The organism is Kitasatospora saccharophila, assembly GCF_039529925.1.
Classification (GTDB): domain Bacteria; phylum Actinomycetota; class Actinomycetes; order Streptomycetales; family Streptomycetaceae; genus Kitasatospora; species Kitasatospora saccharophila.
Window position 1 is genome coordinate 1 of record NZ_BAAANS010000001.1, and the last position, 23,766, is coordinate 23,766.

Annotated in this window: 26 protein-coding genes; 12 read left to right on the plus strand and 14 right to left on the minus strand. The window is 75.7% G+C overall.

The genetic code is table 11. The annotated features are described in order from the left end of the window. The first annotated feature begins 285 nt into the window (after window positions 1-285). Complete coding sequence (locus tag ABD345_RS00005) at window positions 286-729, plus strand: iron chaperone (RefSeq protein ID WP_344549529.1); 444 nt, start codon at window positions 286-288, stop codon at window positions 727-729. Between the two features lie 39 nt (window positions 730-768). On the opposite strand, the gene ABD345_RS00010 is transcribed toward ABD345_RS00005, so the two are convergent. Further along, window positions 769-1,620: an isocitrate lyase/phosphoenolpyruvate mutase family protein gene (locus ABD345_RS00010; protein ID WP_344549530.1), complete on the minus strand. Its 852-nt coding sequence runs from the start codon at window positions 1,618-1,620 to the stop codon at window positions 769-771. A 112-nt stretch (window positions 1,621-1,732) separates the two neighbouring features. Between ABD345_RS00010 and ABD345_RS00015 the strand changes: the two genes are divergently transcribed. Continuing rightward, the gene (locus ABD345_RS00015) at window positions 1,733-2,722 is read left to right on the plus strand and encodes an ArsR/SmtB family transcription factor (protein ID WP_344549531.1); all 990 of its coding nucleotides are present in this window, start codon (window positions 1,733-1,735) and stop codon (window positions 2,720-2,722) included. 3 nt (window positions 2,723-2,725) lie between these two features. Here the strand turns inward: ABD345_RS00015 and ABD345_RS00020 are convergent, their stop codons facing one another. Next, window positions 2,726-3,637, minus strand: coding sequence for a hypothetical protein (locus ABD345_RS00020; protein ID WP_344549532.1), 912 nt, complete (start codon window positions 3,635-3,637; stop codon window positions 2,726-2,728). Between the two features lie 126 nt (window positions 3,638-3,763). Here ABD345_RS00020 and ABD345_RS00025 point away from each other — a divergent pair, with 126 nt between their 5' ends. Together ABD345_RS00025 and ABD345_RS00030 are read left to right on the plus strand one after the other, a co-directional pair. Then, window positions 3,764-3,979 (plus strand): DUF4287 domain-containing protein, encoded by a 216-nt coding sequence (locus ABD345_RS00025; RefSeq protein ID WP_344549533.1) that lies wholly within the window; start codon window positions 3,764-3,766, stop codon window positions 3,977-3,979. A gap of 26 nt (window positions 3,980-4,005) precedes the next feature. Beyond that, window positions 4,006-4,803 carry an alpha/beta fold hydrolase gene (locus tag ABD345_RS00030; protein ID WP_344549534.1) on the plus strand — a complete coding sequence of 266 codons (798 nt, stop codon included), beginning with the start codon at window positions 4,006-4,008 and terminating at the stop codon, window positions 4,801-4,803. Between the two features lie 54 nt (window positions 4,804-4,857). Here ABD345_RS00030 and ABD345_RS00035 read toward each other — a convergent pair whose 3' ends face one another. Then, window positions 4,858-5,313, minus strand: a complete 456-nt coding sequence (locus tag ABD345_RS00035) for a MarR family winged helix-turn-helix transcriptional regulator (RefSeq protein ID WP_344549535.1) — start codon at window positions 5,311-5,313, stop codon at window positions 4,858-4,860. Between the two features lie 61 nt (window positions 5,314-5,374). Continuing rightward, complete coding sequence (locus tag ABD345_RS00040) at window positions 5,375-5,797, minus strand: SRPBCC family protein (protein WP_344549536.1); 423 nt, start codon at window positions 5,795-5,797, stop codon at window positions 5,375-5,377. Window positions 5,798-6,005: 208 nt separating this feature from the next. Here ABD345_RS00040 and serS point away from each other — a divergent pair, with 208 nt between their 5' ends. Beyond that, on the plus strand, window positions 6,006-7,301 hold the full coding sequence (serS, locus tag ABD345_RS00045; protein ID WP_344549537.1) for a serine--tRNA ligase: 1,296 nt from the start codon (window positions 6,006-6,008) through the stop codon (window positions 7,299-7,301). A 52-nt stretch (window positions 7,302-7,353) separates the two neighbouring features. Here serS and ABD345_RS00050 read toward each other — a convergent pair whose 3' ends face one another. After that, window positions 7,354-8,436 carry a sensor histidine kinase gene (locus tag ABD345_RS00050; RefSeq protein WP_344549538.1) on the minus strand — a complete coding sequence of 361 codons (1,083 nt, stop codon included), beginning with the start codon at window positions 8,434-8,436 and terminating at the stop codon, window positions 7,354-7,356. Then, window positions 8,433-9,089, minus strand: a complete 657-nt coding sequence (locus ABD345_RS00055; RefSeq protein WP_344549539.1) for a response regulator — start codon at window positions 9,087-9,089, stop codon at window positions 8,433-8,435. Before ABD345_RS00055 ends, ABD345_RS00050 begins: the two co-directional genes overlap by 4 nt. A 68-nt stretch (window positions 9,090-9,157) precedes the next feature. Here ABD345_RS00055 and ABD345_RS00060 point away from each other — a divergent pair, with 68 nt between their 5' ends. Beyond that, window positions 9,158-10,498, plus strand: coding sequence for a diacylglycerol/lipid kinase family protein (locus ABD345_RS00060; RefSeq protein WP_344549540.1), 1,341 nt, complete (start codon window positions 9,158-9,160; stop codon window positions 10,496-10,498). 17 nt (window positions 10,499-10,515) lie between these two features. Next, window positions 10,516-11,073, plus strand: a complete 558-nt coding sequence (locus ABD345_RS00065; RefSeq protein ID WP_380273867.1) for a phosphatase PAP2 family protein — start codon at window positions 10,516-10,518, stop codon at window positions 11,071-11,073. A gap of 238 nt (window positions 11,074-11,311) precedes the next feature. Here the strand turns inward: ABD345_RS00065 and ABD345_RS00070 are convergent, their stop codons facing one another. Further along, window positions 11,312-12,154 (minus strand): NAD-dependent protein deacetylase, encoded by an 843-nt coding sequence (locus tag ABD345_RS00070; protein WP_344549542.1) that lies wholly within the window; start codon window positions 12,152-12,154, stop codon window positions 11,312-11,314. 411 nt (window positions 12,155-12,565) lie between these two features. Here ABD345_RS00070 and ABD345_RS00075 point away from each other — a divergent pair, with 411 nt between their 5' ends. Next, window positions 12,566-13,759 (plus strand): amidohydrolase, encoded by a 1,194-nt coding sequence (locus ABD345_RS00075; RefSeq protein ID WP_344549543.1) that lies wholly within the window; start codon window positions 12,566-12,568, stop codon window positions 13,757-13,759. Between the two features lie 63 nt (window positions 13,760-13,822). On the opposite strand, the gene ABD345_RS00080 is transcribed toward ABD345_RS00075, so the two are convergent. Next, a complete protein-coding gene (locus ABD345_RS00080) occupies window positions 13,823-15,310 on the minus strand; it encodes an APC family permease (protein WP_344549544.1) in 1,488 nt (495 codons plus the stop codon). A 52-nt stretch (window positions 15,311-15,362) separates the two neighbouring features. Beyond that, a complete protein-coding gene (locus ABD345_RS00085) occupies window positions 15,363-16,583 on the minus strand; it encodes an amidohydrolase family protein (RefSeq protein ID WP_344549545.1) in 1,221 nt (406 codons plus the stop codon). A 144-nt stretch (window positions 16,584-16,727) separates the two neighbouring features. Here ABD345_RS00085 and ABD345_RS00090 point away from each other — a divergent pair, with 144 nt between their 5' ends. Beyond that, complete coding sequence (locus tag ABD345_RS00090; RefSeq protein WP_344549546.1) at window positions 16,728-17,384, plus strand: GntR family transcriptional regulator; 657 nt, start codon at window positions 16,728-16,730, stop codon at window positions 17,382-17,384. A gap of 146 nt (window positions 17,385-17,530) precedes the next feature. Continuing rightward, on the plus strand, window positions 17,531-18,205 hold the full coding sequence (locus ABD345_RS00095) for a Crp/Fnr family transcriptional regulator (RefSeq protein WP_033220149.1): 675 nt from the start codon (window positions 17,531-17,533) through the stop codon (window positions 18,203-18,205). A 172-nt stretch (window positions 18,206-18,377) separates the two neighbouring features. On the opposite strand, the gene ABD345_RS00100 is transcribed toward ABD345_RS00095, so the two are convergent. From ABD345_RS00100 to sp36, 5 genes are all read right to left on the minus strand, one after another. Then, window positions 18,378-19,208, minus strand: a complete 831-nt coding sequence (locus ABD345_RS00100; protein ID WP_344549547.1) for an MBL fold metallo-hydrolase — start codon at window positions 19,206-19,208, stop codon at window positions 18,378-18,380. 28 nt (window positions 19,209-19,236) lie between these two features. Continuing rightward, window positions 19,237-19,425 carry a hypothetical protein gene (locus tag ABD345_RS00105; protein WP_344549548.1) on the minus strand — a complete coding sequence of 63 codons (189 nt, stop codon included), beginning with the start codon at window positions 19,423-19,425 and terminating at the stop codon, window positions 19,237-19,239. Window positions 19,426-19,547: 122 nt separating this feature from the next. Then, on the minus strand, window positions 19,548-20,390 hold the full coding sequence (locus ABD345_RS00110; protein WP_344549549.1) for an NUDIX hydrolase: 843 nt from the start codon (window positions 20,388-20,390) through the stop codon (window positions 19,548-19,550). A gap of 138 nt (window positions 20,391-20,528) precedes the next feature. Beyond that, window positions 20,529-20,993 carry a RidA family protein gene (locus tag ABD345_RS00115; protein WP_344549550.1) on the minus strand — a complete coding sequence of 155 codons (465 nt, stop codon included), beginning with the start codon at window positions 20,991-20,993 and terminating at the stop codon, window positions 20,529-20,531. A gap of 3 nt (window positions 20,994-20,996) precedes the next feature. Continuing rightward, window positions 20,997-21,152 carry a Sp36 family protein gene (sp36, locus tag ABD345_RS00120; RefSeq protein ID WP_014136749.1) on the minus strand — a complete coding sequence of 52 codons (156 nt, stop codon included), beginning with the start codon at window positions 21,150-21,152 and terminating at the stop codon, window positions 20,997-20,999. A gap of 176 nt (window positions 21,153-21,328) precedes the next feature. Here sp36 and bagA point away from each other — a divergent pair, with 176 nt between their 5' ends. Next, on the plus strand, window positions 21,329-22,414 hold the full coding sequence (gene bagA, locus ABD345_RS00125) for an ATPase BagA (protein WP_486327085.1): 1,086 nt from the start codon (window positions 21,329-21,331) through the stop codon (window positions 22,412-22,414). A gap of 171 nt (window positions 22,415-22,585) precedes the next feature. Beyond that, window positions 22,586-23,755: an ATPase BagB gene (gene bagB, locus ABD345_RS00130; protein WP_344549551.1), complete on the plus strand. Its 1,170-nt coding sequence runs from the start codon at window positions 22,586-22,588 to the stop codon at window positions 23,753-23,755. Window positions 23,756-23,766 lie beyond the last annotated feature (11 nt).

A 23,766-nucleotide genomic window follows, 5' to 3' on the forward strand; every position in this document is an offset into this window, starting at 1 on the left:
CCTTCGCCTACAACGTCGCCGCCCTGCCCCTGGCCGCCACCGGACTCCTCAACCCCATGATCGCCGGCGCCGCCATGGCCTTCTCCTCGGTCTTCGTGGTCGGCAACAGCCTGCGGCTGCGGAGCTTCAAGGCCCGCTGAGCCGCTGCCCGAACGGACCGGTCCGGCCCGGGGAACCTCCTCCCCCGGGCCGGACCGGTCAGTTTCCGAGAAGCCGCCGCAGCCGCTCCGTTCCTAGGATTGGGGACGTCAGCAGGGAGCGGGAACGGAAACGGGAGGACCGGTCATGGCGGAGAAGCACGAGGGTTTCACGGCGGACGAGCGCGCGGCGATGAAGGAGCGCGCCAAGGAGCTGAAGGCGGAGTCCAAGCGGGCGTCGGCGGCGGCGAAGGCGGCCGAGGCGGAGAAGGACCTGCTGGAGAAGATCGCCGAGATGCCGGAGGAGGACCGGGTGCTGGCCCAGCGCTTCCACGAGATCGTCACCGAGGTCGCGCCGCAGCTGGCCCCGAAGACCTGGTACGGCATGCCCGCGTACAACAACGCGGACGGCAAGCCGGTGTGCTTCTTCCAGAGCGCCGCCAAGTTCAAGTCCCGGTACGCGATGATCGGCTTCAGCGACAACGCCAAGCTGGACGACGGCGCGATGTGGCCCACCTACTTCGCGCTCGCCGGCCTGGGCGAGGCGGAGGCGGCCCGGGTCGCCGACCTGGTGAAGCGCGCGGCCTCCTGAGCCGCGACCGACCGGCCGACTGCCGGGCTTGAGTGGCGGTCAGCGCCCGGCGAGCAGCCCGTTGAGGGTGCCGTAGTCGAGCGAGTCGGCCAGCGCGCCGTACGTGCCGGGGCCGAGCAGTTCGGCGGCGGCCCGGTGCGCGGCGGTGTACGCGGCCTGGGCGAGCGCGGTGCCCAGGCTGATCCGGCGGACCCCGGCGGCGGCGAGTTCCGCGACGGTCGGGCCGCCCGGGACGGCCATCGCGTTGACCGGCAGCGGGGACGCGGCGGTCAGCTCCGCCAGCGCGGCGAGGTCGAGCAGGCCGGGGACGAACAGCGAATCGGCCCCGGCCGCCGCGTACGCCTCGGCGCGGCGCAGCACCTCCGCCGGGCGGCCGTCCGCCGGACCGATCCCGAACAGGTGAACATCGGTACGGGCGTTGACCAGCAGCCCGGGCAGGCCGGCCTCGGCCGCGGCCGTCCGGGCGGCGCGCAGCCGGGCGGACTGCTCGGCGACGGTGAACAGCGGCCCGCCGGGGGCGGCCGAGTCCTCCAGGTTGACGCCGACCGCGCCCGCCGCGACCACCGCCCGGACGGTCTCCGCCACGTCCGCCGGGTCCGGCCCGTAGCCGCCCTCGACGTCGGCGGTCACCGGGACGTCCACGGCGGCGGCGATCCGGCGCACCAGCTCGGCCATCGCCGCCCGGTCCAGGCCCTGCCCGTCGGCGCGCCCCGCCGACCAGGAGACGCCGCCGCTGGTGGTGGCGATCGCGGACGCCCCGGCCGCGGCGACCACCGCCGCGCTGCCCGCGTCCCAGGCGTTCGGGAGCAGCAGCGGCGCGTCGGCGGCGGCCAGCGCGCGCAGGGCGGCGGCGTGCTCGGCGGAACGGGCGGGGAGGGTGCGGTGCGACATGCGGGGCTCGCTTCCGGTGCGGTGCTCGGGAGGGACGCGTCCATCCTGGCGGACCCGATCGCGCCGGGCCGACCGATTAAGCTGGGGCCGAATCGACCGAGGGGGTGGTGGGGTGCGGACCGGTCTGCCGCTGTCGGTGGGCGACCTGGCGCTGACCAGGTTCGCGCTCTCGCCGATGTGGGAGGTGGTCGCCGCCTTCCGCGCGCTGGCCGCCGACCCGGTGCCCGCGCCGCACCGCCGCTGGGCCGCGCAGGTCCGGCCGCGGCTGGCCGCCGCCGGACTGGACCGGGGGTGGCTGGCCGAACTGGTCCCGCCGCACGGGCACCTGCCGGACTTCCTCAACCCCGTCCCCGGCGAGCCGGTCGCCGACCTGGCGACCGAACTGGCCACCGTCCGGGCCACCGGCCCCGAACTGCTCCGGCACGACCTGGACTGCCTGCGCGCCGACCGGAACGGGCGGGCCGGCGCCCGGCTGCGCGTGCTGGAACGCGCGCCGGAGCAGGCGCTGCGGCGGATCACCGCCGAGGTCGAGGCGTTCTGGCAGCTCGCCCTGGCCCCGTACTGGTCGCGGATCCGCGCGGTGCTGGAGGCGGACGTCCTGCGGCGGGCCCGGACGGCCGCCGAGCGGGGCAGCGCGGCGATGCTCGGCGAACTGCACGGGACGGTGCGCTGGGCGGACGGCACCCTGCACCTGTCCGAACGGCACTGCGCCGTCACCCGGATCGCGACCGGCGCCGGACTGCTGCTGGTGCCCTCGGTGTTCGCCTGGCCCCGGCTGCTGACCCGCACCGTCGCCCCCGACCCGCCGCAGCTCTGCTACCCCGCGCTGGCCGCCGCGACCGTCTGGGAGCACCGCCCCGGTCCGCGCGCCGAGGCGCTCGCACCGGTGCTCGGCCGCACCCGCACCCTGCTGCTGGCCGAGCTCGACGTCCCCGCCTCCACCACCGAACTCGCCGCCCGCTGCGGCCTGTCCGCCCCGGCGGTCTCCCAGCACCTCACCGCGCTGCGCACCGCCGGCCTGGTCTCCTCGCACCGGGCCGGGCGCTGCGTGCTGTACGCCCGGACGGCGGTCGCGGACGGCTGGCTGGGCTCCCTGCCCTGAGCGCTAACTCCCCTCGTACGCGCGGAGGGTGAGCAGGGCGGACAGGGTGACGCCCGGGCGGGCCTCGTTCTCGGTGGCGGCGGACCAGCGGGCCCAGTTGATCGGCCAGCCGCCGTCCGGGAGTCGGCGGGCGGCGAGGTGGTCGAGGCCGCGCTCGACCTCCGCGTCGGTGAACCAGGCGCGGGCCAGGCTGTCCGGGCGGGGCGCGTAGTCGTGCGGGAGGTGGAACTCGCCGGGCGCGTAGCCGGGGGCGAGGCGGACCTGCTCGGGGCGCTCCGGGTCGAGCAGAACCAACTGCTGGCCACGCACCAACTCGCCGATCCTGGCGGCCTGTTCGGCGGCCCAGCCGCGGTCGGGCACGGCGTCCAGGAAGCCGACGGCGGTGATCACCTCGTACGGGTGGGTCACCTCGATCGCCTCGATCGCGCGGCGGCAGAACGCCTCCGCGCCGGTCAGCCAGGGGTGCTGCAGCCCGGCCCGGAGCAGCGGGGCGGCGATCTGGCCGGTGGAGAGCAGTTCGGCCGGAGGGTCGTCGGCGATCGGCAGGAAGGGCGGGTGCGGGTAGCGGCGCAGGCTGGGCAGGACGGCCGGGACGCCGCCGTCCTCGGTGGTCAACGTGGCGGCCCAGTCGCAGAGTTCGGTGCCGCGCGGGCCGTTCAGGGCGCCGGCCTCGGCGAGGACCCGGGCGGCGGCGCCGGCCGCCAGCGGCTGGGCGGCGGGGCCCCGGACGTCCGGCTCCAGGCCGTAGGCCCAGCCGCCGTCCGGGGCGCGGTAGGCGTCCAGGGCGGCCAGGACGCCCGCCGGGTCGGGGGCGGGGCCGAAGAGGTGGGCGAAGCGCCGCTGTTCGAGGACCCGGCCCGCCGTCCACAGGTAGTCGGCTGCCCGCTCGATCGTGCTGTCGTCGATGCGTGCCATGGCCCGACCGTACGGGCCGGGAAGAACTTTCGCGAGGACCGATGAGTTGCGCCCGGGCGGTCCGTCTTCTCCTGTGACAGCATCGCGCAGCACCCGCAGGGCGCGTGGAACGGACGGAGTCGCCAGATGAGCACCGAGCAGAAGGTCATGGGACCGGCCAGCTACTTCCCCTCGATCGAGAAGAAGTACGGCCGCCCGATCGCCGAGTGGCAGCAGCTGATCACCGACTCGCCGCTCACCCGGCACATGGAGCTGGTGAGCTGGCTGAAGTCCGAGTACGGACTGGGGCACGGCCACGCCAACGCGCTGGTCGCGCACACCCTCGCCACCGCGGCCAAGTGACCACCGACCTGCACCGGGGAGCCCGCATGACCGAGTACGTGACCTCCGCCGACGGCACCCGCATCGCCTACCAGGTGGCGGGTGACGGCGGACCGGCCGTGGTGATCGTGGACGGCGCGATGTGCCACCGCGCGTTCGGCCCCTCCGGCGGGCTGGCCGACGAACTGGCCGGGGCGCACCGGGTGTTCAGCTACGACCGGCGCGGGCGCGGCGGGAGCGGCGCGGGCGGGCCGTACGCCGTGCAGCAGGAGGTGGAGGACCTGGCGGCGGTGGTCGCGGCGGCGGGCGGCCGGGCGACGCTGCTCGGCCTGTCCTCCGGCGCGGCGCTGGCGCTGCGGGCGGCGGGCGCGGGCATCGGGGTGGAGCGGGTGGTGGCGTACGAGCCGCCGTTCAGCACCGACGACGAGCAGCGGGCCCGGTTCGCGGAGTACCGGGCGGGCGTCGAACGGGACGTCCTGGCCGGTGAGCCGGGCGAGGCGGTGGCCCGGTTCATGGCCTTCGTCGGCTCCCCCGCGCCGGTGGTCGCGCAGCTGCGCGAGTCGCCGGCGTGGCCGGCCTTCCTGGCGGTGGCACCGACCCTGGTCAACGACGCCGAGGTGCTGGACGGCGCGGAGGGCGCGCCGGTGCCGACCGCCCTGCTGGCCGGACTGCCGGTGCCGGTGCTGGTGGCCGACGGCGAGCTGAGCCCGGCCCTGCTGCGCGACGCGGCCGCCGCGACGGCCGCCGCCGCGGGCGCGGAGCACCGCACCCTGGCGGGGCAGACCCACGAGGTCGCGCCGGACGTGCTGGGGCCGGTGGTGGCCGGGTTCGTCGCCCGGGGCTGAGCGGCCCGGGGCTGAGCGGCCCGGGGCTGAGCGGCGCGAGCATCCGGGCGGGCGTCAGGGTGCGTCGACCAGGCGGCGCAGCAGGCGGCTGAGTTCGTCTCCGTCGAGGGCGGGCGAGCCGTGGGCGGCGGGGGCGAAGAAGGCCCGGTCGACGGCCTCGACCGCCGGGATGGCGGCGCGGGCGAGGGCGACGCCGCGCGAGGTGATGCGCAGGCGGCGGGCTCGGGTGTCGTCCGGGTCGGTGGTGCGGTCGAGCAGGCCCTTGGCCTCCAGCTTCCGGACCACCTGGGAGGTGGTCCGGACGTCGGTGCCCGCCTGGGCGGAGAGCTCCTGCTGGTTGGGGGTCTCGCCCCGCTCGTTGAGCCACCAGGCGCAGGAGAGCAGCACGAACTGCGGGTGCGTCAGGTCGTGCGGGGCCAGGGCGGCGGCGACCTCGCGCTGCCAGCGCAGGGTGGTGTGCCACAGCCAGAAGCCGGGGCTGTTCGCCGGGCCCTCGACCAGTCCGTCCATGCCGCTCTCTCCTTCGTCCTGCTGCCGCGTGCGCTTCGTCGTTCCGGCCGGGCGGCCGTGGTCAGGCGGTCCGTTCGGCGCGGGCGAGCAGGGCGGCCATCGCCTCCGGGAAGTCCTCGGTGATCATCGGGCCGAGCTCGGGGCCGAGCCGCCCGGCGTCCGGGCCGGTGATCTCCAGGCGGTGGACCACCCGGGTGCCGCCGCCGGGGAGGGCGGTGAGGGTGTGCGAGAAGTCCAGCACGGCACCACCGAACTCGGTGCGGTCGGCGTAGGCGCGGCCGGGCTCGATCCGGGTGATGACGGAGACGATCGGGTCCTGCCCGACCGGGGTCATCGTGACCGTGCCGCCGACCTCGAACGGGCCGTCCAGGGCGACGGCCTCCATCGAGGTGTCCCAGTCCGTCCAGTTGTCCAGGTCGCCGAGCACGGCCCAGACGGCGTGCGGGGCGGCGGCGGTCTCGGCGGTGCACTCGTGCTGCCACATGGCGGTTCCCCCTCGTTCGGCGTGCTGCCGACTCGTCTCCCGACTTCATCTGTGCGGAGATTATCCCTGCAGGGATCATCTCCGCAAGGGAGCGGCGCGCACGGCGGGCAGCGGCCCGGAAAGGCACTGCACCGGTTTCCCCCGCCCTGCTACGGTCGGGACGAATCCGCCCCGCCCGAACCGTTGCGACCGAGGAGAACCGACTCCGATGCATGATGCCCGCGTCCTGATCGACCTGGGGGACGAAGCCGTCCGGCTCCTGGCACGTCGTGGCTACCAGCTCGACCTGTCCGCGCTGGAGGCGCTGCAGTCCCGCCGCAACAGCGGCATCCAGGCCGGTGACGAGCTGCGGGCCCGCTCGAAGCAGGTGGCCCAGGAGGTGCAGCGCACCGCCAAGCAGGGCGGGGACGTCGGCGAGCTGAAGGAGACCGCCCGGGCGCTCAAGGAGCAGGTCCAGCAGAACGAGGCGGAGCTGGAGCAGGTCCAGCAGGAGCTCACCGACCTGCTGCTGACCATCCCCAACCTGCCCGACGACGAGGCCCCCGACGGCTTCTCCGACGCGGACGCCCGCGAGCTGCGCCGGGTCGGCGAGCCGCCGCGCTTCGACTTCGCCCCCAAGGACCACGTCGACCTCGGCGAGGCCATGGGCATCCTGGACTTCGGCCGGGCCGCCAAGCTCTCCGGTTCGCGCTTCAGCGTGCTGCGCGGCGCCGGTGCCGCCCTGGAGCGGGCCATCTCGTCCCTGCTGCTGGACGTGCACACCCGCCGGCACGGGTACGTCGAGCACGCCGTGCCGTACCTGGTGAACCGGCGCACCATGACCGGCACCGGTCAGCTGCCGAAGTTCGAGGAGGACCTGTTCAAGACCGGCGTCGCCGACCGGGACCTGTTCCTGATCCCGACCGCCGAGGTCCCGCTGACCAACCTGTACGCGGACGAGATCGTCCCGCCGGCCGAGCTGCCGCTGGCGCTCACCGCGTACACCCCGTGCTTCCGCTCGGAGGCCGGCTCCTACGGGCGGGACACCCGCGGGCTGATCCGGATGCACCAGTTCTCGAAGGTCGAGATGGTGCGGATCTGCGCCGCCGAGCAGGCCCGCGAGCAGATGCAGCTGATGGTCTCGCACGCCGAAGCCTGCCTGCAGGAGCTCGAACTCGCCTACCGCGTCGTCGCGCTGGCGGCCGGCGACACCGGCTTCTCCGCGCGGCTGACGTACGACCTGGAGGTGTGGCTGCCCGGGCAGGAGACCTACCGGGAGATCTCCTCGGTGTCGGACTTCGGCACCTTCCAGGGCCGCCGGGCCGGCATCCGCACCCGGGACGAGAAGGGCAAGCCGACCCCGGCCGCCACCATCAACGGCTCGGGCCTGCCGCTGGCCCGCACCATCGCGGCGGTGCTGGAGCAGCACCAGCAGGCGGACGGCTCGGTGCTGCTGCCCAAGGCCCTGCACCCCTACCTGGGCTTCGCCCGGATCGGCGCGGACGGCACGCCCGCCGCGGAGTAGCGGAACGGACGACCGGGCCGGGAGCGCCGGCGGCGCTCCCGGCCCGTGACGTTCACTCCCCGGTGGGGATCCGGGCGGTCACCCGCCAGCCCGGCCCGTCCGGACCGGCCGTCAGTTCGCCGCCGAGCGCGGCGATCCGCTCGCGCAGCGCGTCGAGGCCGGTGCCGCCGCCCGGGCGCGGGTGCGGGTGGGCGGGGCCGCCGTCGGTGACGGTGGCGGTGAGGCCGGTGCCGGGGGCGTGGGCGAGCAGCACGGCGACCCGCCGGGCGGCGGGGGCGTGCCGGCGGACGTTGGTGAGCGCCTCCAGCACCGCCCGGTAGCCGGCGTCCTCGACGGCGGGCGGCAGCGCGGGCAGTCCGGCCAGGCCGTGCAGTTCCGGCGGGGTCGGGAAGTGGCCCAGCAGTTCCGGAAGTTCGGCCAGGGCGTGGTGGCGGGGCGCGGCGCCGCCGGGGTCCCGCAGGGCGTCCAGGGTGTGGTCCATCGAGGCCAGGGCGCGCTGCCCGGCGGCCTCCAGCCGGGCCAGCAGCCGGGCGTTCTCGGCCGGGTCGTAGCCGCCGCCGAACCGCGCGGCCTGCACCTCCAGCAGGATGCCGGTCAGCTCGTGGGCGACGTAGTCGTGCAGGTCCCGGGCGACGGCCAGCCGCTGTTCGCGGCGGGCGTCGTCGACCGCGCGGGCCCGGCGCTCGTCCTGCCGCCGCAGGTACAGGCCGGTGCCGACGGCGGCGGCGACCGGGGCGGCGGCGAGGAACACCCCGGCGACCGAGGCGTCCAGCGGGGCCGGCTGCCGGAGCGCGAACCGCAGCGGCAGCAGCAGGGCCGCGCCCGCCCCCAGCCCGCCGCCCCACCAGGCCCGGCGGCCCGGCAGGGCGCGGACCGCGCGGACGGTGAGCGCCAGCAGCGCCGCGTACTCGACCGGCATCCAGAGCAGGGTCAGCCCGTTCCGGCCGACGTACGCCAGGTCGACGGCGAGCGACAGCCCGGCGGCGCCGAACACCGCCCGCGGGCGGCCCAGGACGGCGAGGGCGAGCACGGCGGCGGCGGTCAGCGCCGGGATCCAGGCCGGCCACGGTCCGAACGGCGCGGGCGCGAGCAGCAGCGGCACGGCGACGGCGAGCAGCGCCCGGCGGGTGGTCACGGCAGGTCCGTCAGGTAGCCCAGTTCGAAGGCCCGCATCGCCACGCCGACCCGGTTGCGGACGCCCAGCTTGCGCTGCACGTGCGCGACGTGCGTCTTCACCGTGCCCGCCGAGATGAACAGCGCGGCCGCGATGTCGGCGTTGGTGCGGCCCCCGGCGACCTCCCGGACGATCTCGATCTCGCGCGGGGTGAGCGGCTCCGGCAGCGGCTCGGCGTCCGGGCGGCGGCCGGTGACGTGGCGCAGCAGCCGGACCGTCACGGACGGGCTGATCAGGCTGTCCCCCGCCACCGCGGCGCGCACCGCCTCGACCAGCAGGGCCGGTCCGGAGCGCTTGAGCAGGAAGCCGGACGCGCCGCCGCGCAGCGCCGGGTACACGTACTCGTCCAGGTCGAAGGTGGTCACCACGACCACCCTGACCTGCGGGTCGGCGCCCGGCCCGCACAGCTGCCGGACCACCTCCAGGCCGTCCATCCGGGGCATCCGGACGTCGACCAGGGCGACGTCGGGGCGCAGCGCCCGGGCGGCCTCGACGGTGGCGACGCCGTCGCCCGCCTCGCCGACCACTTCCAGGTCGGGCTGGGTCTCCAGGATCCGCCGCAGGCCCCGCCGCACCATCTCCTGGTCGTCGGCGATCAGCACCCGGATGGTCACCCGGCGGATTCTGCCACAGGGATGCGGCGCGCCGGGCGGGGTAGCTGACAGGGCGTTAACGTCGACGGATGGGAGAGGCGGCGACGGTGGAGCAGCCGGCGAGGACGGTGTGGCTGGCGCGGGCGGCGATCGGCTGCGGGGTGGCGGCGGTGCTGCTGCTGGCGGCGGGGGCCGGCCTGCGCGGGGCGCTGGTGGTGGCGGTCGGGGTGGCCGCGCTGGCGCTGATGGCGGTCGGCGGGTGGTGGGCGCTGTCGCGGCGCGGGCCGCTGCGCTGGCTGGGGGCGCTGCTGGCGGTGGCGGCCCCGGCGGGCGCGGTGGTGCTGTACGTCGGCGGCGGGACGTGGCCGTGGGTGCTGGGCGCGGTGGCGCTGTGGGCGGTCGGGCTGTGGCTGGGCCGGCTGGCGCTGCGCTCGGCGCAGCGGACCAGGCGGGTGCCGGAGCGGGAGGTCGATCCGCCGCGCAAGGCCGTCCTGATCATGAACCCGAAGTCCGGCGGCGGGAAGGTCGAGGAGTTCCGGCTGGCGGAGCGGGCCCGGGAGCTCGGCGCGGAGGTCGTGCTGCTGGACCCGGACGCCCACCAGGACGTGGTGGAACTGGCCGAGCGGGCCGTCGCGGACGGCGCGGACCTGCTGGGCGTGGCGGGCGGCGACGGCACCCAGGCGCTGGTCGCCCAGGTCGCGGCCCGGCACGGGCTGCCGTTCCTGGTGGTCTCGGCGGGCACCCGCAACCACTTCGCGCTCGACCTCGGCCTGGACCGCGACGACCCGGCCCGCTGCCTGGACGCGCTGACCGACGGCGTGGAACTGCGGGTCGACCTGGGCGAGGTCGCGGGCCGGGCCTTCGTCAACAACGTGTCGTTCGGCACCTACGCGGAGATCGTCCAGAACCCCGAGTACCGGGACGCCAAGACCGCCACCGTCCTGGCCATGCTGCCCGACCTGCTGGTCGGCTACGCGGGCGCGCGGTTGAGCGCCGAGGCGGGCGGCGAACGGCTGGAGCACCCGCAGGCCGTCCTGGTCAGCAACAACCCGTACGACGCGGGTGACCTGCTCGACCCCGGGCGGCGCTCCCGGATGGACCGCGGGTGCCTGGGCGTGCTGGGCGTGCGGGTGGACGGCGCGGCGCAGGCCGCGGACCTGGCGCTGCGTGGTACGAGTGCGGAGGCGGTGACGGTGCTGGTCGGCCGCGAGGTGCTGGTCACGGCGGACGTGGCGAGCATCCCGGTCGCGGTGGACGGCGAGGCCCTGGAGCTCGACGTGCCGGTGCGCTGCGTCATCCGGCCCGGCGCGCTGCGGGTGCGGGTCCCGCGCGACCGGCCGGGCACGGTGGCCCCGGCCCCGAACCTGAAATGGAGTCGCCTGGCGCACCTCGCGTCGGGCCGGACGGAGACGAACGGCGGTGCGCGGTGAGGACGTTGACGCGGTGGGTGCTGGCTGGACAGCGCGTGGTCGCGGACCTGTCGGCGGTGGACGAGGCGGTGTACGTCGCGGTGGCCGCGACCCCGACGCCGACCCTGGACCTGCGGCTGCGGCAGCTCTCCACCGCCGCGAACAACTCGAAGATCTCGATCGCGGTGGCCTGCGGGCTCGCCCTCGTCCCGGGACGCCCGCGGCGGGCCGCGCTGGTCGGGCTGGCCTCGGTGGCGACGGCCTCGGCGACGGCGAACCTGCTCGGCAAGTCGCTGGCCCGGCGCCAGCGGCCGGACCGGATCGCGGGCAAGGTGCCCGAGGCCCGGCACGTGCCGATGCCGGAGTCGGCGTCCTTCCCCTCCGGGCACACCGCGTCCGCCTTCGCCTTCGCCACCGGGGTCGCCTCCCGGCTGCCGTGGGCCGCGGCACCGCTGGGCCTGCTGGCCGCCTCGGTCGGCTACTCCCGGGTCCACACCGGCGTCCACTACCCGGGCGACGTGGTCGCGGGGGCGCTGCTGGGGACGGTCGCGGGGAGCGTGGTCGCGGGCATCGACGAGTGGTGGCCGGGGCCCTGAGCACGGGGCGAGAACGGCGGGAGGCGAAATCAGGGGCCCGGGGAACCGTCGGCAGACGAGCATGCACCACCAGGGGCCCGGGGAACGGCGGGGCCGTGCTGCTGGCGGCCGGAGCCCATCGAAGGTCCGTGCTGCTGCGTGTCTTGAACAGAACCAGAAGCAGATGCGCTGGGCGACAGTGAACCGTCAGCAGACTGGGCCTCGCCGTTCCCCGAGCCCCTGGTTTTGCCTCTCGCCGCTACCCGGTGAAGGGCGCGGCCAGGGCGGTCAGGGTCTCGCCGAGGGGGCGGTCGAGGCGGACGGCGGCCAGGTCGTCGGCGCGGGTGGTGCCGCGGGTGACGATGGCGACCGGCTTGCCGGTCTTCGCGGCGTGCCGGACGAAGCGCAGGCCGGACAGCACGGCGAGCGAGGAGCCGAGGACGAGCAGGGCCCGGCCCTCGTCCACCAGGCGGTAGCACCGCTCGACCCGGTCCTTGGGGACGTTCTCGCCGAAGAACACCACGTCGGGCTTGAGGACGCCGCCGCAGGCGGTGCAGGAGGCGACCACGAACGAGGCGACCAGGGAGTCCGGGAGTTCGACGTCGCCGTCCGGGTTGATCCGCGAACCGGCGTCCCGGAAGGACGGGTTGAGGGCGGCGAGGCGTTCGTCGAGGGCGCTGCGCGGGGTGACGGCGGCGCAGTCCAGGCAGACCACCCGGTCGAGGCCGCCGTGCAGTTCGACGGCGTCGGCGGTGCCGGCGGCCCGGTGCAAGCCGTCCACGTTCTGGGTGATCACGGCGCTGATCCGGCCCGCGTCGCGCAGCCGGGCCACCGCGAGGTGCCCGGCGTTCGGGCGGGCCCGGGAGATCACCGACCGGCCGGCGTGGCTGCGCGCCCAGTAGCGGCGGCGGGCCGCCTCGCCCGCGACGAACTCCTGGTACGTCATCGGGGCCCGGTTGCGGCGCACGCCGTCCGGCCCGCGGTAGTCCGGGATGCCGGACTCGGTGGACAGCCCGGCCCCGCTCAGCACCACCACTCCGCCGCCCGCCAGCAGCCGGCCCACCTCGGGGAGTCCGTCCTCGTGCACGCTCATGCCGTCCATTGTGGAACGCCCGGAACGCGAACGGGGCACCCGCACGGGAACCCGGCGGCCCAGGCAGTACCCCCACGCACCGCCCGGGCCGCCCCGGGTGCGGACGCTCCGGCCCCCACAGCCCGAACTTCCGCTGCCTCCTTTGTACTTCCATTCACCACCTGCGCAGAAGACGCCTACGGACCTTTCTTGGGAGCGCTTCCACGCGGCCACCGCGCGCCGGGCGGGCGCCACCGCCCCGCGACCGCCCCGGCCGCCCCGAGCACCCCTGCCGGACGCCCCCGAGAACGCCTCCTCCCGGGCAGCACGAATCACCAACTCACTTGATGAACAAGCGAGTTGACTGCTCGACCGGAAGCGGTTCGAATGGTTCCGGAACTTGTCAGACCGAGCCCTCAGCACCGCCCCGGGAGCGACACCATGCACGTCACGCTGTTCCGCCAGGTCCGCCCGCTCGGCGGCCCGGTCACCGACCTGGTCGCCGTCGACGGCGTCCTGGCGGCCGGACTCCCGCCGGGCGCCGAACCGTCCGCCGTCGTCGAGGGCGGCGGACGGATCGCGCTGCCGACGCTGGTGGACGCGCACGTCCACCCGGACAAGACCACCTGGGGCGAGCCCTGGTACAGCCGCCGTCCGGCGCACGACCTGCCGGAGTACGTGGCCGCCGACGTCGAGCTGTACGAGCACCAGCGCGCCCCGATCGGCGAGCGCGCCCACCGCCTGCTGGCGCACGCGGTGACCCGCGGCACCCGGGCGGTGCGCGCGCACGTGGACGTCGCCCCCGCGTACGGCCTGGCCGGGGTCACCGGCCTGCGCGAGGCCGCCGAGCGGCTGGCCGGGAAGCTGGACGTGCAGTCGGTGGCGTTCCCGCAGCACGGCGTGGTGCGCACCCCCGGCGCGGCCGAGCTGCTCACCGAGGCGGCCCGGACGGGCCTGGTGGACGCGGTCGGCGGCATCGACCCGGCCGGGTTCGACGGCGGCGGCCCGGACGGCCGCGAGCAGCTCGACCTGCTGTTCGGCCTGGCCGAGCGGTACGGCGTGCTGCTGGACGTGCACCTGCACGACCGCGGCCCGGCCGGGCTGGGCCCGCTGCGCGAACTGGCCGCCCGGACGGTCGCGGCCGGGCTGCAGGGCCGGGTGACGGCCAGCCACGCGTTCTGCCTGCCCGAGCTGCCCGCCGCCGCGCTCGGCGCCACCGCGGACGTGCTGGCGGCGGCCGGGATCGCGCTGACCACCGTCGCCCCGTCCGCGCACCAGGTGCTGCCGTTCCGCGAGCTGCGCGCCCGCGGCGTGCGGGTCGGCCTCGGCTCGGACGGCGTCCGGGACTCCTGGAGCCCGTACGGCAACGCCGACATGCTGCACCGGGCCCACCTGCTCGGCTGGACCACCGACGCCCGCACCGACGCCGAACTGACCGACTGCCTGGAGCTGGCCGCGCACGGCGGCGCCGAGCTGCTCGGCCTGCCGAGGGCCGACCTGGTGCCCGGCGCGCCCGCCGACTTCCAACTGGTGGACGGCGAGTGCGTGCCGCAGGTGGTGGTGGACCTGCCGCCGCGCGAGCTGGTGGTGAAGGCCGGCCGGGTGGTCGCCGAGCACGGGAGACTGCTGGACTGAGACGCGCCGCAGCGGCGGCGGCCGCCCTTCGCCGGGGCCGACCGCCGCCGTCCGCGCGCCCGCTCAGTCGCGTTCGACGTCGACCTCGGTCAGCCGGGCGAACCGCTCCGGGTCGGTGCGCCGGATCCGCCGGGCGACCTGCCAGCCGGCCGCCGCGACCACCGGCAGCGGCACCAGCAGCAGCCAGTTCACCAGGCCGGTGCGCCCGGTCAGCAGGTCGAAGTTGAACAGCGCGAGCACGGCCAGGACGGCCAGTCCGGCGGCGGCCAGCAGCGGCGCCCAGACCACCCGGAAGGCCGACATGCCGCGCCGGTCCTTGCGGAAGAACGCGAACACCGCGACCGCCGCCAGCGCCTGCATCACCATGATGCCGAGCACGCCGACGCTGTTGGACCAGAGCAGCACCACCAGGTACGGGTCGACCGCGAGCACCGCGCCCAGGCCGATCACCAGCGCGTTGAACGCCGACTGCGTCAGCACCGCCCGGCCGGGGGAGCCCGTCCGCGGCGACACCCGGCCGAGCCCGCGCGGCAGCAGGCCCTCCCGGCCCAGCGCGTACAGGTAGCGGGCGGCGGCGTTGTGGAAGGCCAGCGCGGAGGCGAACGCCGACACGATGATCAGCACGTGCATGGTGTCCGACAGCCACAGCCCGACGAACCGCTCGGCGGCCCGGAAGGTCAGGTCGGGGCCGCCGTCGGCGCGGGCCTGTGCGACCGCCTCGTCGGTGCCGTAGGCACCCATCACGATCCAGGTGCCCAGGGCGTAGAACACCGCCAGGAAGCCGATCGCGACGAAGGTGGCGCGCGGCACGCTGCGGGCCGGGTCGCGGGCCTCCTCGGCGTAGATCGCGGTCGCCTCGAAGCCGGTGAACGCGCCGATGACCAGGACGAACATGCCCGCCACCCCGGCCTGGGTGAGCAGCGAGGGGTCGAAGGAGACCGGGTCGAGCGCGGCCGTCCCCCGGTCCGCCAGCACCCCGCCCTCCATCAGCAGCAGCGACAGCACCTCCAGCACCAGCGCCACGCCGAGCACCTTCGCCGACAGCGTGACCTTCAGCCAGCCGAGCACGCCGACCACGACCACGCACAACCCGGACAACAGCCACCAGGGCACGTGCGCGCCGGTGCGCTGCTCGATGTGGTCGGCCGCGAAGTAGCCGAACGCGGCGGCCACGCCGGGAGTGATCAGGTTGTAGCTGACCACCGCCACGTAGGCGGTGACCACGCCGAGGGTCCGCCCCAGCCCGCGCGCCACGTACGCGTAGAACGCGCCGGCGTTGCGCACGTACCGGCTCATCGCGGTGAACCCGGCGGCGAACAGCACCAGCAGCGCGCCCGAGATCAGGTACGCGGCCGGGGCGGAGGCCCCGCCGACGCCGATCGCGAACGGGGCGATCCCGGCCAGCACGGTCAGCGGCGCGGCCGCGGCGACCACGAAGAACACCAGGTCGGTGGTGCCGATCAGGCCCTTGGCCAGCCGGCCCGGGGCGGCGGACGGGTCGGGCGGTCCGGCCGGGGCGGCGGCCCGGTCCGCGGAGGGGGTGAGGGTCACGGTGGGGGTCCTTCCGGGGGTGCTGCGGATGTGCGTGGGGGGGGGAACTTCGCTACTGCGCAAGGCCGTTGACGCGGTCCAGCACGGTGCGGCCGCGGTGCAGCACCAGCAGCCGCTCGGGGTGCGCGGCGACGGCTTCGGGCACCGAGCCCGCGGCGACGGCGACCAGGTTCGCGGGCCGCCCGACGGCGATCCCGTACTCCTCGACGCCGAGCGCCCGGGCGGCGTGCCCGGTGGCCAACTCGGCTGCCAGCAGCAGTTCCTGATCAGTCATCAGTTCGCCCTGCAGCCCGATGACCGTGGTCCGCTCCAGCATGTCGCCGGTGCCGTACGGCCACCACGCGTCGCGGATGTTGTCGGAGCCCGCGAACACCAGCACGCCCAGCTCGTGCAGCAGCTTCACCGGCGGCATCGTCCGGGCCGGGCCGTTGGTCATCACGGCCACTCCGGCCGACGCCAACGCCGATGCGGTGCGGGTGAGTTCGGTCCCGGCCAGCTGTCCGAGGCAGTACGCGTGGCTGACCGCGACCTTCCCGCCCAGGCCCAGCGCGGCGGTCCGCTCGGCGATCGCCCGCAGCTGCACCGCGCCGACCTCGCCGCCGTCGTGCAGGTGGATGTCGATGCCCGCGCCGTGCCGCTCGGCCAGGCCGAAGATGACGTCCAGCTGGCCGTCCACGTCGTTGTCGAAGCCGAACGGGTCCAGCCCGCCGATCAGTTCGGCGCCCTCGCGCAGCGCCGCGTCCAGCAGGTCGGCCACCCCGGGCTCGGCGACCACGCCGCTCTGCGGGAACGCCACCAGCTGCACGTCGATCAGTTCCCGGACCCGCTCGCGCGCCTCCAGCACCGCGTGCAGGTGGTCCAGCCCGGTGTCCGGGTCGACGTCCACGTGCGAGCGGACGAAGCCGGTGCCCAGCGCGGCCATCCGGCGGGCCAGCGCCTCCGCCCGGTCGGCCACCGGGGTGTGCGCGGCGACCTCGCGGCGCAGCGTCCGCTCGGAGGCGATCTGCTCGCGCAGCCCGCCGGTGGCGCGGTGCGGCTGCCAGGGCGCGCCGAGGAAGGTCTTGTCGAGGTGGGCGTGCCCGTCGACCAGCGCGGGCAGCAGCAGCGCCCCGTCCAGCACGGCCCGGCCGGGACCCGGCTCGGGACGCTCGCGGCCGGCCGGGGCGGGGGCGATCTGCGCGATCCGGCCGTCGGCGATCCGCAGGTCGGCCCGGGAGCCGTCCGGGAGGGTGGCGTCCAGCAGGAGGTGCGGGCCTGGCGGGAGGGCGGTCACGGGCGGGCTCCGGTGCTCGTGGGGGCGGGTGAGCCGCCAAGGTATCTGGTATACCGAATACCAGACAAGGGGACGGCCCGCACCGATCTGGAATGATCTGATCTACTGCCCGCGCCTCCGCCCGCTGCCGCCTGGAGCCACCCGATGACCGACACCCTCGGCGACGCCCACCAGTCGCTGGCGGACCTCGTCTACGTCCAGCTGCGCGAGCGGATCATCGAGGGCGAGTACCCCGCCGGGCAGCGCCTGGTCGAGCGCGAACTCGCCGACGGCATGGGCGTCTCCCGGATCCCGGTCCGGGAGGCCATGCAGCGCCTCGAACGCGAGGGCTTCCTCACCGTCCAGGCCCGCCGCGGCGCCGTCGTCGCCGACTTCGGCCCCGAGGAGGCCGAGCACTTCTTCGCGGTCCGCGAGTCCCTGGAGGCGCTCGCCGCCAGCCTCGCCGCCCGGAACGCCACCCCCGCCGGCGTCCGCGGCCTCGAACGCGTCCTGGCCCGCACCCGCAGGGCAGCCGAGGCCGGCCGGCTGCGCGAGACCGTCAGCCTGAACGCCGACTTCCACCGCGAGATCGTCGAACTCTCCGGCAACCCGCTGCTGCGCGACATGATGGCCCCGCTCGACGGCCGCCTGCGCCGACTGTTCCGGCTCACCTCCGACGCCGAGACCAGCCTCCCGATGTGCACCGAGCACCAGCAGCTGCTCGACGCCATCCGGGCCCGCGACCCGGAGACCGCCGCCGCCCTCGCCCGCCACCACGTCGCCGGCACCCGCGCCTTCGCCCGGCAGGCCCTCGGCGGGTAGTCCCCGGGGCCCGCGACGCCCACCCGAACTGCGCGAATGGCCGCGTAGTCCCCACCTCGGCACACCCCCTCCTCATATGATCGGAGCGACATGCGTCATCCTTGGTGGTGAGTAGCACTGCCCATGACACCAGCAGGAGGAAGCTCGTGGACGACGTTCTGCGGCGCGCCGCGCTGTTCGCGGCACTCGACGACGACCAGGCTGCCGAGCTCCGCGCTTCCATGACCGAGGTGACGCTCGCCCGCGGTGAGTCGCTGTTCCACGAGGGCGACCCGGGCGACCGGCTCTACGTCGTGGTCGAGGGCAAGGTCAAGCTGCACCGGGCCTCCCCCGACGGCCGCGAGAACATGCTCGCCGTGCTCGGCCCCTCCGAGATGATCGGCGAACTCTCCCTCTTCGACCCGGGCCCGCGCACCGCCACCGCCACCGCCCTCACCGAGGTCAAGCTCCTCGGCCTCGGCCACGGCGACCTGCTCCCGCTGCTGCACGCCCGCCCCGAGGTCTCGATCGCCCTGCTGCGGGCCATCGCCCGCCGCCTGCGCCGCACCAACGACGTGATGTCCGACCTGGTCTTCTCCGACGTGCCCGGCCGCGTCGCCAAGGCCCTGCTCGACCTCTCCCGCCGCTTCGGCGTCCCCTCCGACGAGGGCATCCACGTCGCCCACGACCTCACCCAGGAGGAGCTCGCCCAGCTGGTCGGCGCCTCCCGCGAGACGGTCAACAAGGCCCTCGCCGACTTCGCCGGCCGCGGCTGGCTCAAGCTGGAGGCCCGCGCGGTCGTCCTGCTCGACGTCGAACGGCTCTCCCGCCGCTCCCGCTAGCGCGCAGCCGCGGGGCGCGGGCAACCCGCGCGCACGAGCACGAACGCACCGCGAGGTCGCGAGGAACGGCGAACCACTGCCGTCGTCGCGGCCTCGTCGGCGTTCCGCCCCCGCCGCGCGCGGTTCCCCGCGCGTTCCGCCCCCGCTGCGCGGGGTTCCCCGCGCCCCGGTCTCACGCCTCCGGGATCAGGCCCCGGTCGGCCAGGTACGTGAGCTGGGCCCGGACCGAGAGCTCCGCCGCGGGCCACAGCGCCGGGTCGACGTCCGCGTAGACCCGGGCGACCACCTCGGCGGCGGTGCGGCAGCCGGCCTCGACCGCCGTCTCGACCTGGGCGAGCCGGGCCGCGCGGTGGGCCAGGTAGTAGTCGACGGCGCCGAGCGCGTCCGCCAGGACGGGCCCGTGGCCGGGCAGGACGGTGCGCACGCCGTGCTCGGCGGCCATCGCGTGCAGCCGGCGCAGCGAGTCGAGGTAGTCGCCCAGGCGGCCGTCGGGGTGGGCGACCATCGTGGTGCCGCGGCCCAGGACGGTGTCGCCGGTGAGGATCGCGCCGTCCGCGGGCAGGTGGAAGGTCAGCGAGTCGGAGGTGTGCCCGGGGGTGGCGACCACCCGCAGGTCGAGGCCGCCGACGTCCAGGCGCTGCCCGCCGTGCAGGCCCTCCTCGCCGAGCCGCAGCGCCGGGTCGAGGGCGCGGACGGGGGTGCCGGTGAGTTCGGCGAACCGGGCGGCGCCCTCGGCGTGGTCGGCGTGGCCGTGGGTGAGCAGGGTGAGGGCGATCCGCTTGCCCTGCCGTTCGGCGGTGTCGACGATCCGGCGCAGGTGGGCCTCGTCGAGCGGGCCGGGGTCGACCACGGCGGCGAGGTCGGAGCCGGGTTCGGAGAGCAGCCAGGTGTTGGTGCCGTCCAGCGTCATCGGGGACGGGTTGGGGGCGAGCAGGCACTGGGCGCGCGGGGTGGCGACCCCGCCGACGGTGTCGGCGGGGTCGCCCGGAAGCGGGCCGCTCACGCGGTGCCCGCCGTACTGCGGCTGCCGGTCACACCGCGTCCCGTTCGGCGCGGCTGAGGCTGCGCAGCGGGAGCGGGCGGACCAGGGGACGACCGGGCAGGTCGCGGGTCAGCAGGCGGACGGTCTCCCGGGGCGCGGCCTCGTCGCAGGCGGCGGCGCGGGTGACGGTGCGGGCGGGCGTGGCCGAGGTCCGGCGAGCCACGTCGTTGTGGGCCATCGGAGTCTCCTTCCGAGGTCAGGACGGTCGGTGCGGTTGTTCGGTCAACGGTACGGGCCGACGCGGGCCCGTCCCGGAACGGGTGGTCCGGCGGGGCCGGTGATCGTTCCGGGGGAAGGTTCTCACGCCGGGAACACTCCGTCGATAGTCAGCTCGTCATACCCGCTCCAGCGCACCGTCATGCGGTCCCCGGAGACCTCCGCCCGCCCCAGCACCGGCACCACCGCGCGGGCCGCCGCCGCGGCGGGCAGCCCGGCCGCGGAGCGCAGCGGCAGCAGCTCGCGCAGCACCGAGACGGTCGGCGGCAGCATCCCGAACCCGCCCGACTCGAACCCGGCCACCGCCTCGGCGGGGGTGAGCCAGGCGACCCGGTCGGCCTCCCCGACGGTGTCCGCGGCGCTCTGCCCGGGCGGCAGCACCGCCGCGAAGAACCAGGTGTCGAAGCGCCGCTCCTCGAACTCCGGGGTGATCCAGCGGGCCCAGGGCACCAGCAGGTCGCTGCGCAGCACCAGCCGGTGCTCGGTCAGGAACTCGGCCAGCGACACCTCGTGCCGCTCCAGCGCGCCCCGCTCGGCCGCCCAGTCCCGGGGCTCCACCAGGGTGTCCGGGCCCGGCCCGGCCAGCAGCACCCCGGCCTCCTCGAAGGTCTCCCGGACGGCCGCGCACAGCACCGCGCACGCGGTCGGCTCGTCCACCCCCAGCCGCCCGGCCCACTCGGCGGGCGACGGCCCGGCCCACGGCGGGCGCACCTCCCGGTCGCGCGGGTCCACGCCGCCGCCGGGGTAGGCGTACATGCCCCCGGCGAAGGCCATCGTGGTGCGCCGCCGCAGCAGGTACGCCTCGGGGCCGGCCGCGCCCTCGCGCAGCAGCACCACGGTGGCGGACGGCTTGGGCGGCACGGGGGTGAGCTCCCCGGCGGCCAGGGCGCGGATTCGGGCGGGCCAGGACGGCGGCATCTCCAGCATGTTCACGGATGTTAACCGCAGCCGCCGCCGCAGCCGCCGCCCGGGGACGGCCCGGCCACCGCCACCGCCGGGCCGGCGCGCACGCGAGGGGCCCGCCACCGCGAACGGCGACGGGCCCCGTGCGTCAGGGGGTCCGGGTCAGTCCCGGACCCGCACCGTCAACTCGACCTCGACCGGCGCGTCCAGCGGCAGCACCGCCACGCCGACGGCGCTGCGGGCGTGCACGCCCTGCTCGCCGAACACCTTGCCCAGCAGCTCGCTGGCGCCGTTGACCACACCGGGCTGGCCGGTGAAGTCGGGGGCGGAGGCCACGAAGCCCACCACCTTGACGACCTGCTCGACCCGGTCCAGGTCGCCGAGCACCGACTTGACCGCGGCCAGCGCGTTCAGCGCGCAGACCTGCGCCAGCTCCTTGGCGTCCTCGGCGGTGACCTCGGCGCCGACCTTGCCGGTCACCGGGAGCTTCCCGCCGACGAACGGCAGCTGACCCGAGGTCAGCACGTGCGCGCCGTCGCGCACCGCGGGGACGTACGCGGCGACCGGGGCGGCGACCTCGGGCAGCGTCAGCCCGAGCTCGGCGAGCCTCTGCTCGACCTGGCCCATGCCCTACTCCTTCTCGCGCTTGAGGTACGCGACCAGCTGCTCCGGGTTCGGCCCGGGGACGACCTGGACGAGCTCCCAGCCGTCCTGGCCCCAGGTGTCGAGGATCTGCTTGGTGGCGTGCACGAGCAGCGGCACGGTGACGTATTCCCACTTGGTCATGGGGGTGACTCTAGCCGCCCGGGCCGGTGTGAGGTGGGACACAAAGCGGGCATGATTCACCGGGGTCGCCGGGGTGCTCCCGGCATCCGGTCCCCGCGCTGGTTACCCTCGCGGTGGGGGCAGCCCCGGACCGACCGCCGGGGACGGCGACGGACAGCGACGGACGGAGAGCGGGCGTGGCGGGCACCAGCGGCACTGCGGGGCCGACCGAGCAGGCACCGCCGCGGGAACCCGACTGGGAGGGCGTCCGGCTGCACGTGGTCAGCGGGAAGGGCGGCACCGGCAAGACCACGCTGGCCGCCGCGCTGGCCCTGGCGCTGGCCGCCGACGGCCGCCGCACCCTGCTGATCGAGGTGGAGGGCCGGCAGGGCATCGCCGAGCTGTTCCAGATCGCCGCGCTGCCGTACGAGGAGCGCCGGATCGCCACCGTGACGCCCGCCCAGCTCGGCCTGCCCGGCAAGGGCCACGGCGAGGTGCACGCGCTGGCGATCGACACCGAGCAGGCGCTGCTGGAGTACCTGGAGATGTTCTACAAGCTGGGCCGGGCCGGGAAGGCCCTGCAGAAGGTCGGCTTCGTGGACTTCGCCACCACCGTCGCCCCGGGCGTGCGCGACGTGCTGCTCACCGGCAAGGCGTGCGAGGCGGCCCGCCGCAAGGGCCCGGACGGCCGCCGCCGCTACGACGCGGTGGTGATGGACGCCCCGCCCACCGGCCGGCTGACCCGCTTCCTGAACGTCAACTCCGAGGTCGCCGGCCTGGCCCGGATAGGGCCGATCCACTCCCAGGCGCAGGCGGTGATGCGGGTGCTGCGCTCCCCGGAGACGGCGGTGCACTTCACCACCCTGCTGGAGGAGATGCCGGTGCAGGAGACCGTGGACGGCGTCGCCGACCTGCGCGAGTCCGGCCTGCCGGTGGGCGGCGTGCTGGTCAACCTGGTGCGCCCGCCGATACTGGACGCGGCGGCGGTGGCGGCGGCCGACGGCGACCACCGCGAGGAGGTGGCGCTGGCCCTCGGCGAGGCCGGCCTGGGCGGGCGCTCGCGCAAGCCGGAGACCGTCCGGGCGAACGTGGAACCGCTGCTCGACCCGCTGCTGGAACAGGCCCGGGAGCACGCCGAGCGGGTCGAGCTGGAACGCGCCCAGCGCGTCGAGATCCAGCAACTCAAGCTGCCCACCTACGAGTTGCCGCTGATCAGCGAGGGCATGGACCTGGCCGGGCTGTACCGGCTGGCGGGCGAGCTGAAACGGCAGGGAGCGGCGTGAGCGCGGGCGAGCTGGAACGGCAGGGAGCGGCGTGAGCGCGGACGGGCTGGAACGGCAGGGAGCGGCATGAGCGCGGACGGGCTGGAACGGCGGGGAGCGGCATGAGCGCGGACGGGCTGGAACGGCGGGGAGCGGCATGAGCGCGGACGGGCTGGAACGGCGGGGAGCGGCATGACCGGGCTGGACATCGACACCCTGATCGACGACCCGGCGACCCGGATCGTGGTCTGCTGCGGCTCCGGCGGCGTCGGCAAGACCACCACCGCCGCGGCGATCGGCCTGCGCGCCGCCGAGCGCGGCCGCCGCGTGGTGGTGCTGACCATCGACCCGGCCCGCCGGCTGGCCCAGTCGATGGGCCTGAGCGAGCTGGACAACACCCCGCGAGTGGTCGGGGGCACCCGCGGCGAGGGCGAGCTCCAGGCCATGATGCTGGACATGAAGCGGACCTTCGACGAGGTCGTGCTGGCCCACGCGGAGCCCGACCGGGCCAAGGCGATCATGGAGAACCCGTTCTACCAGTCGCTCTCGGCCGGTTTCGCGGGCACCCAGGAGTACATGGCGATGGAGAAGCTCGGCCAGCTCCGCGCCGAGGACCGCTGGGACCTGATCGTGGTCGACACCCCGCCGTCCCGCTCCGCGCTGGACTTCCTGGACGCGCCCAGCCGCCTCGGGTCGTTCCTGGACGGCCGGGTGATCCGGCTGCTGACCGCCCCCGCCAAGGTCGGCGGCCGCTCCGCGATGAAGTTCCTCAACGTCGGCATGGGGTTGCTCACCGGCACCCTCGGCAAGATCTTCGGCGCCCAACTGCTCAGCGACATCCAGACGTTCGTCTCCGCGACCGACTCGATGTTCGGCGGCTTCCGGGAGCGCGCCGACCGCACCTACCAGCTGCTCAAGGCCGAGGGCACCGCGTTCCTGGTGGTCGCCGCCCCGGAGCGGGACGCCCTGCGCGAGGCCGCCTACTTCGTCGACCGGCTCGCCGCCGACGACATGCCGCTGGCCGGCCTGGTGCTCAACCGGGTCCACACCACCGGCGCCCCGCAGCTCACCGCCGAACGCGCGCTGGCCGCCGCCGAGGCCCTGGAGGAGAACGGCACCCCGCACGCCACCGTCGAGGCCGAGACCCTGGCCGCCGGGCTGCTGCGGCTGCACGCCGAACGGGTGCAGATCATGACGAGGGAGCGGCGCACCCGCAACCGCTTCGCCTCGGTCTACCCGGACGTGCCGATCGTCGAAGTGGCCGCCCTCCCCGGCGACGTCCACGACCTGGACGGCCTGCGGGCCGTCGGGGACCGGCTCGGCTCCCCCACCGACCGCCCCGACGACCCGTCCGGCACGTGATCCTGACGAGC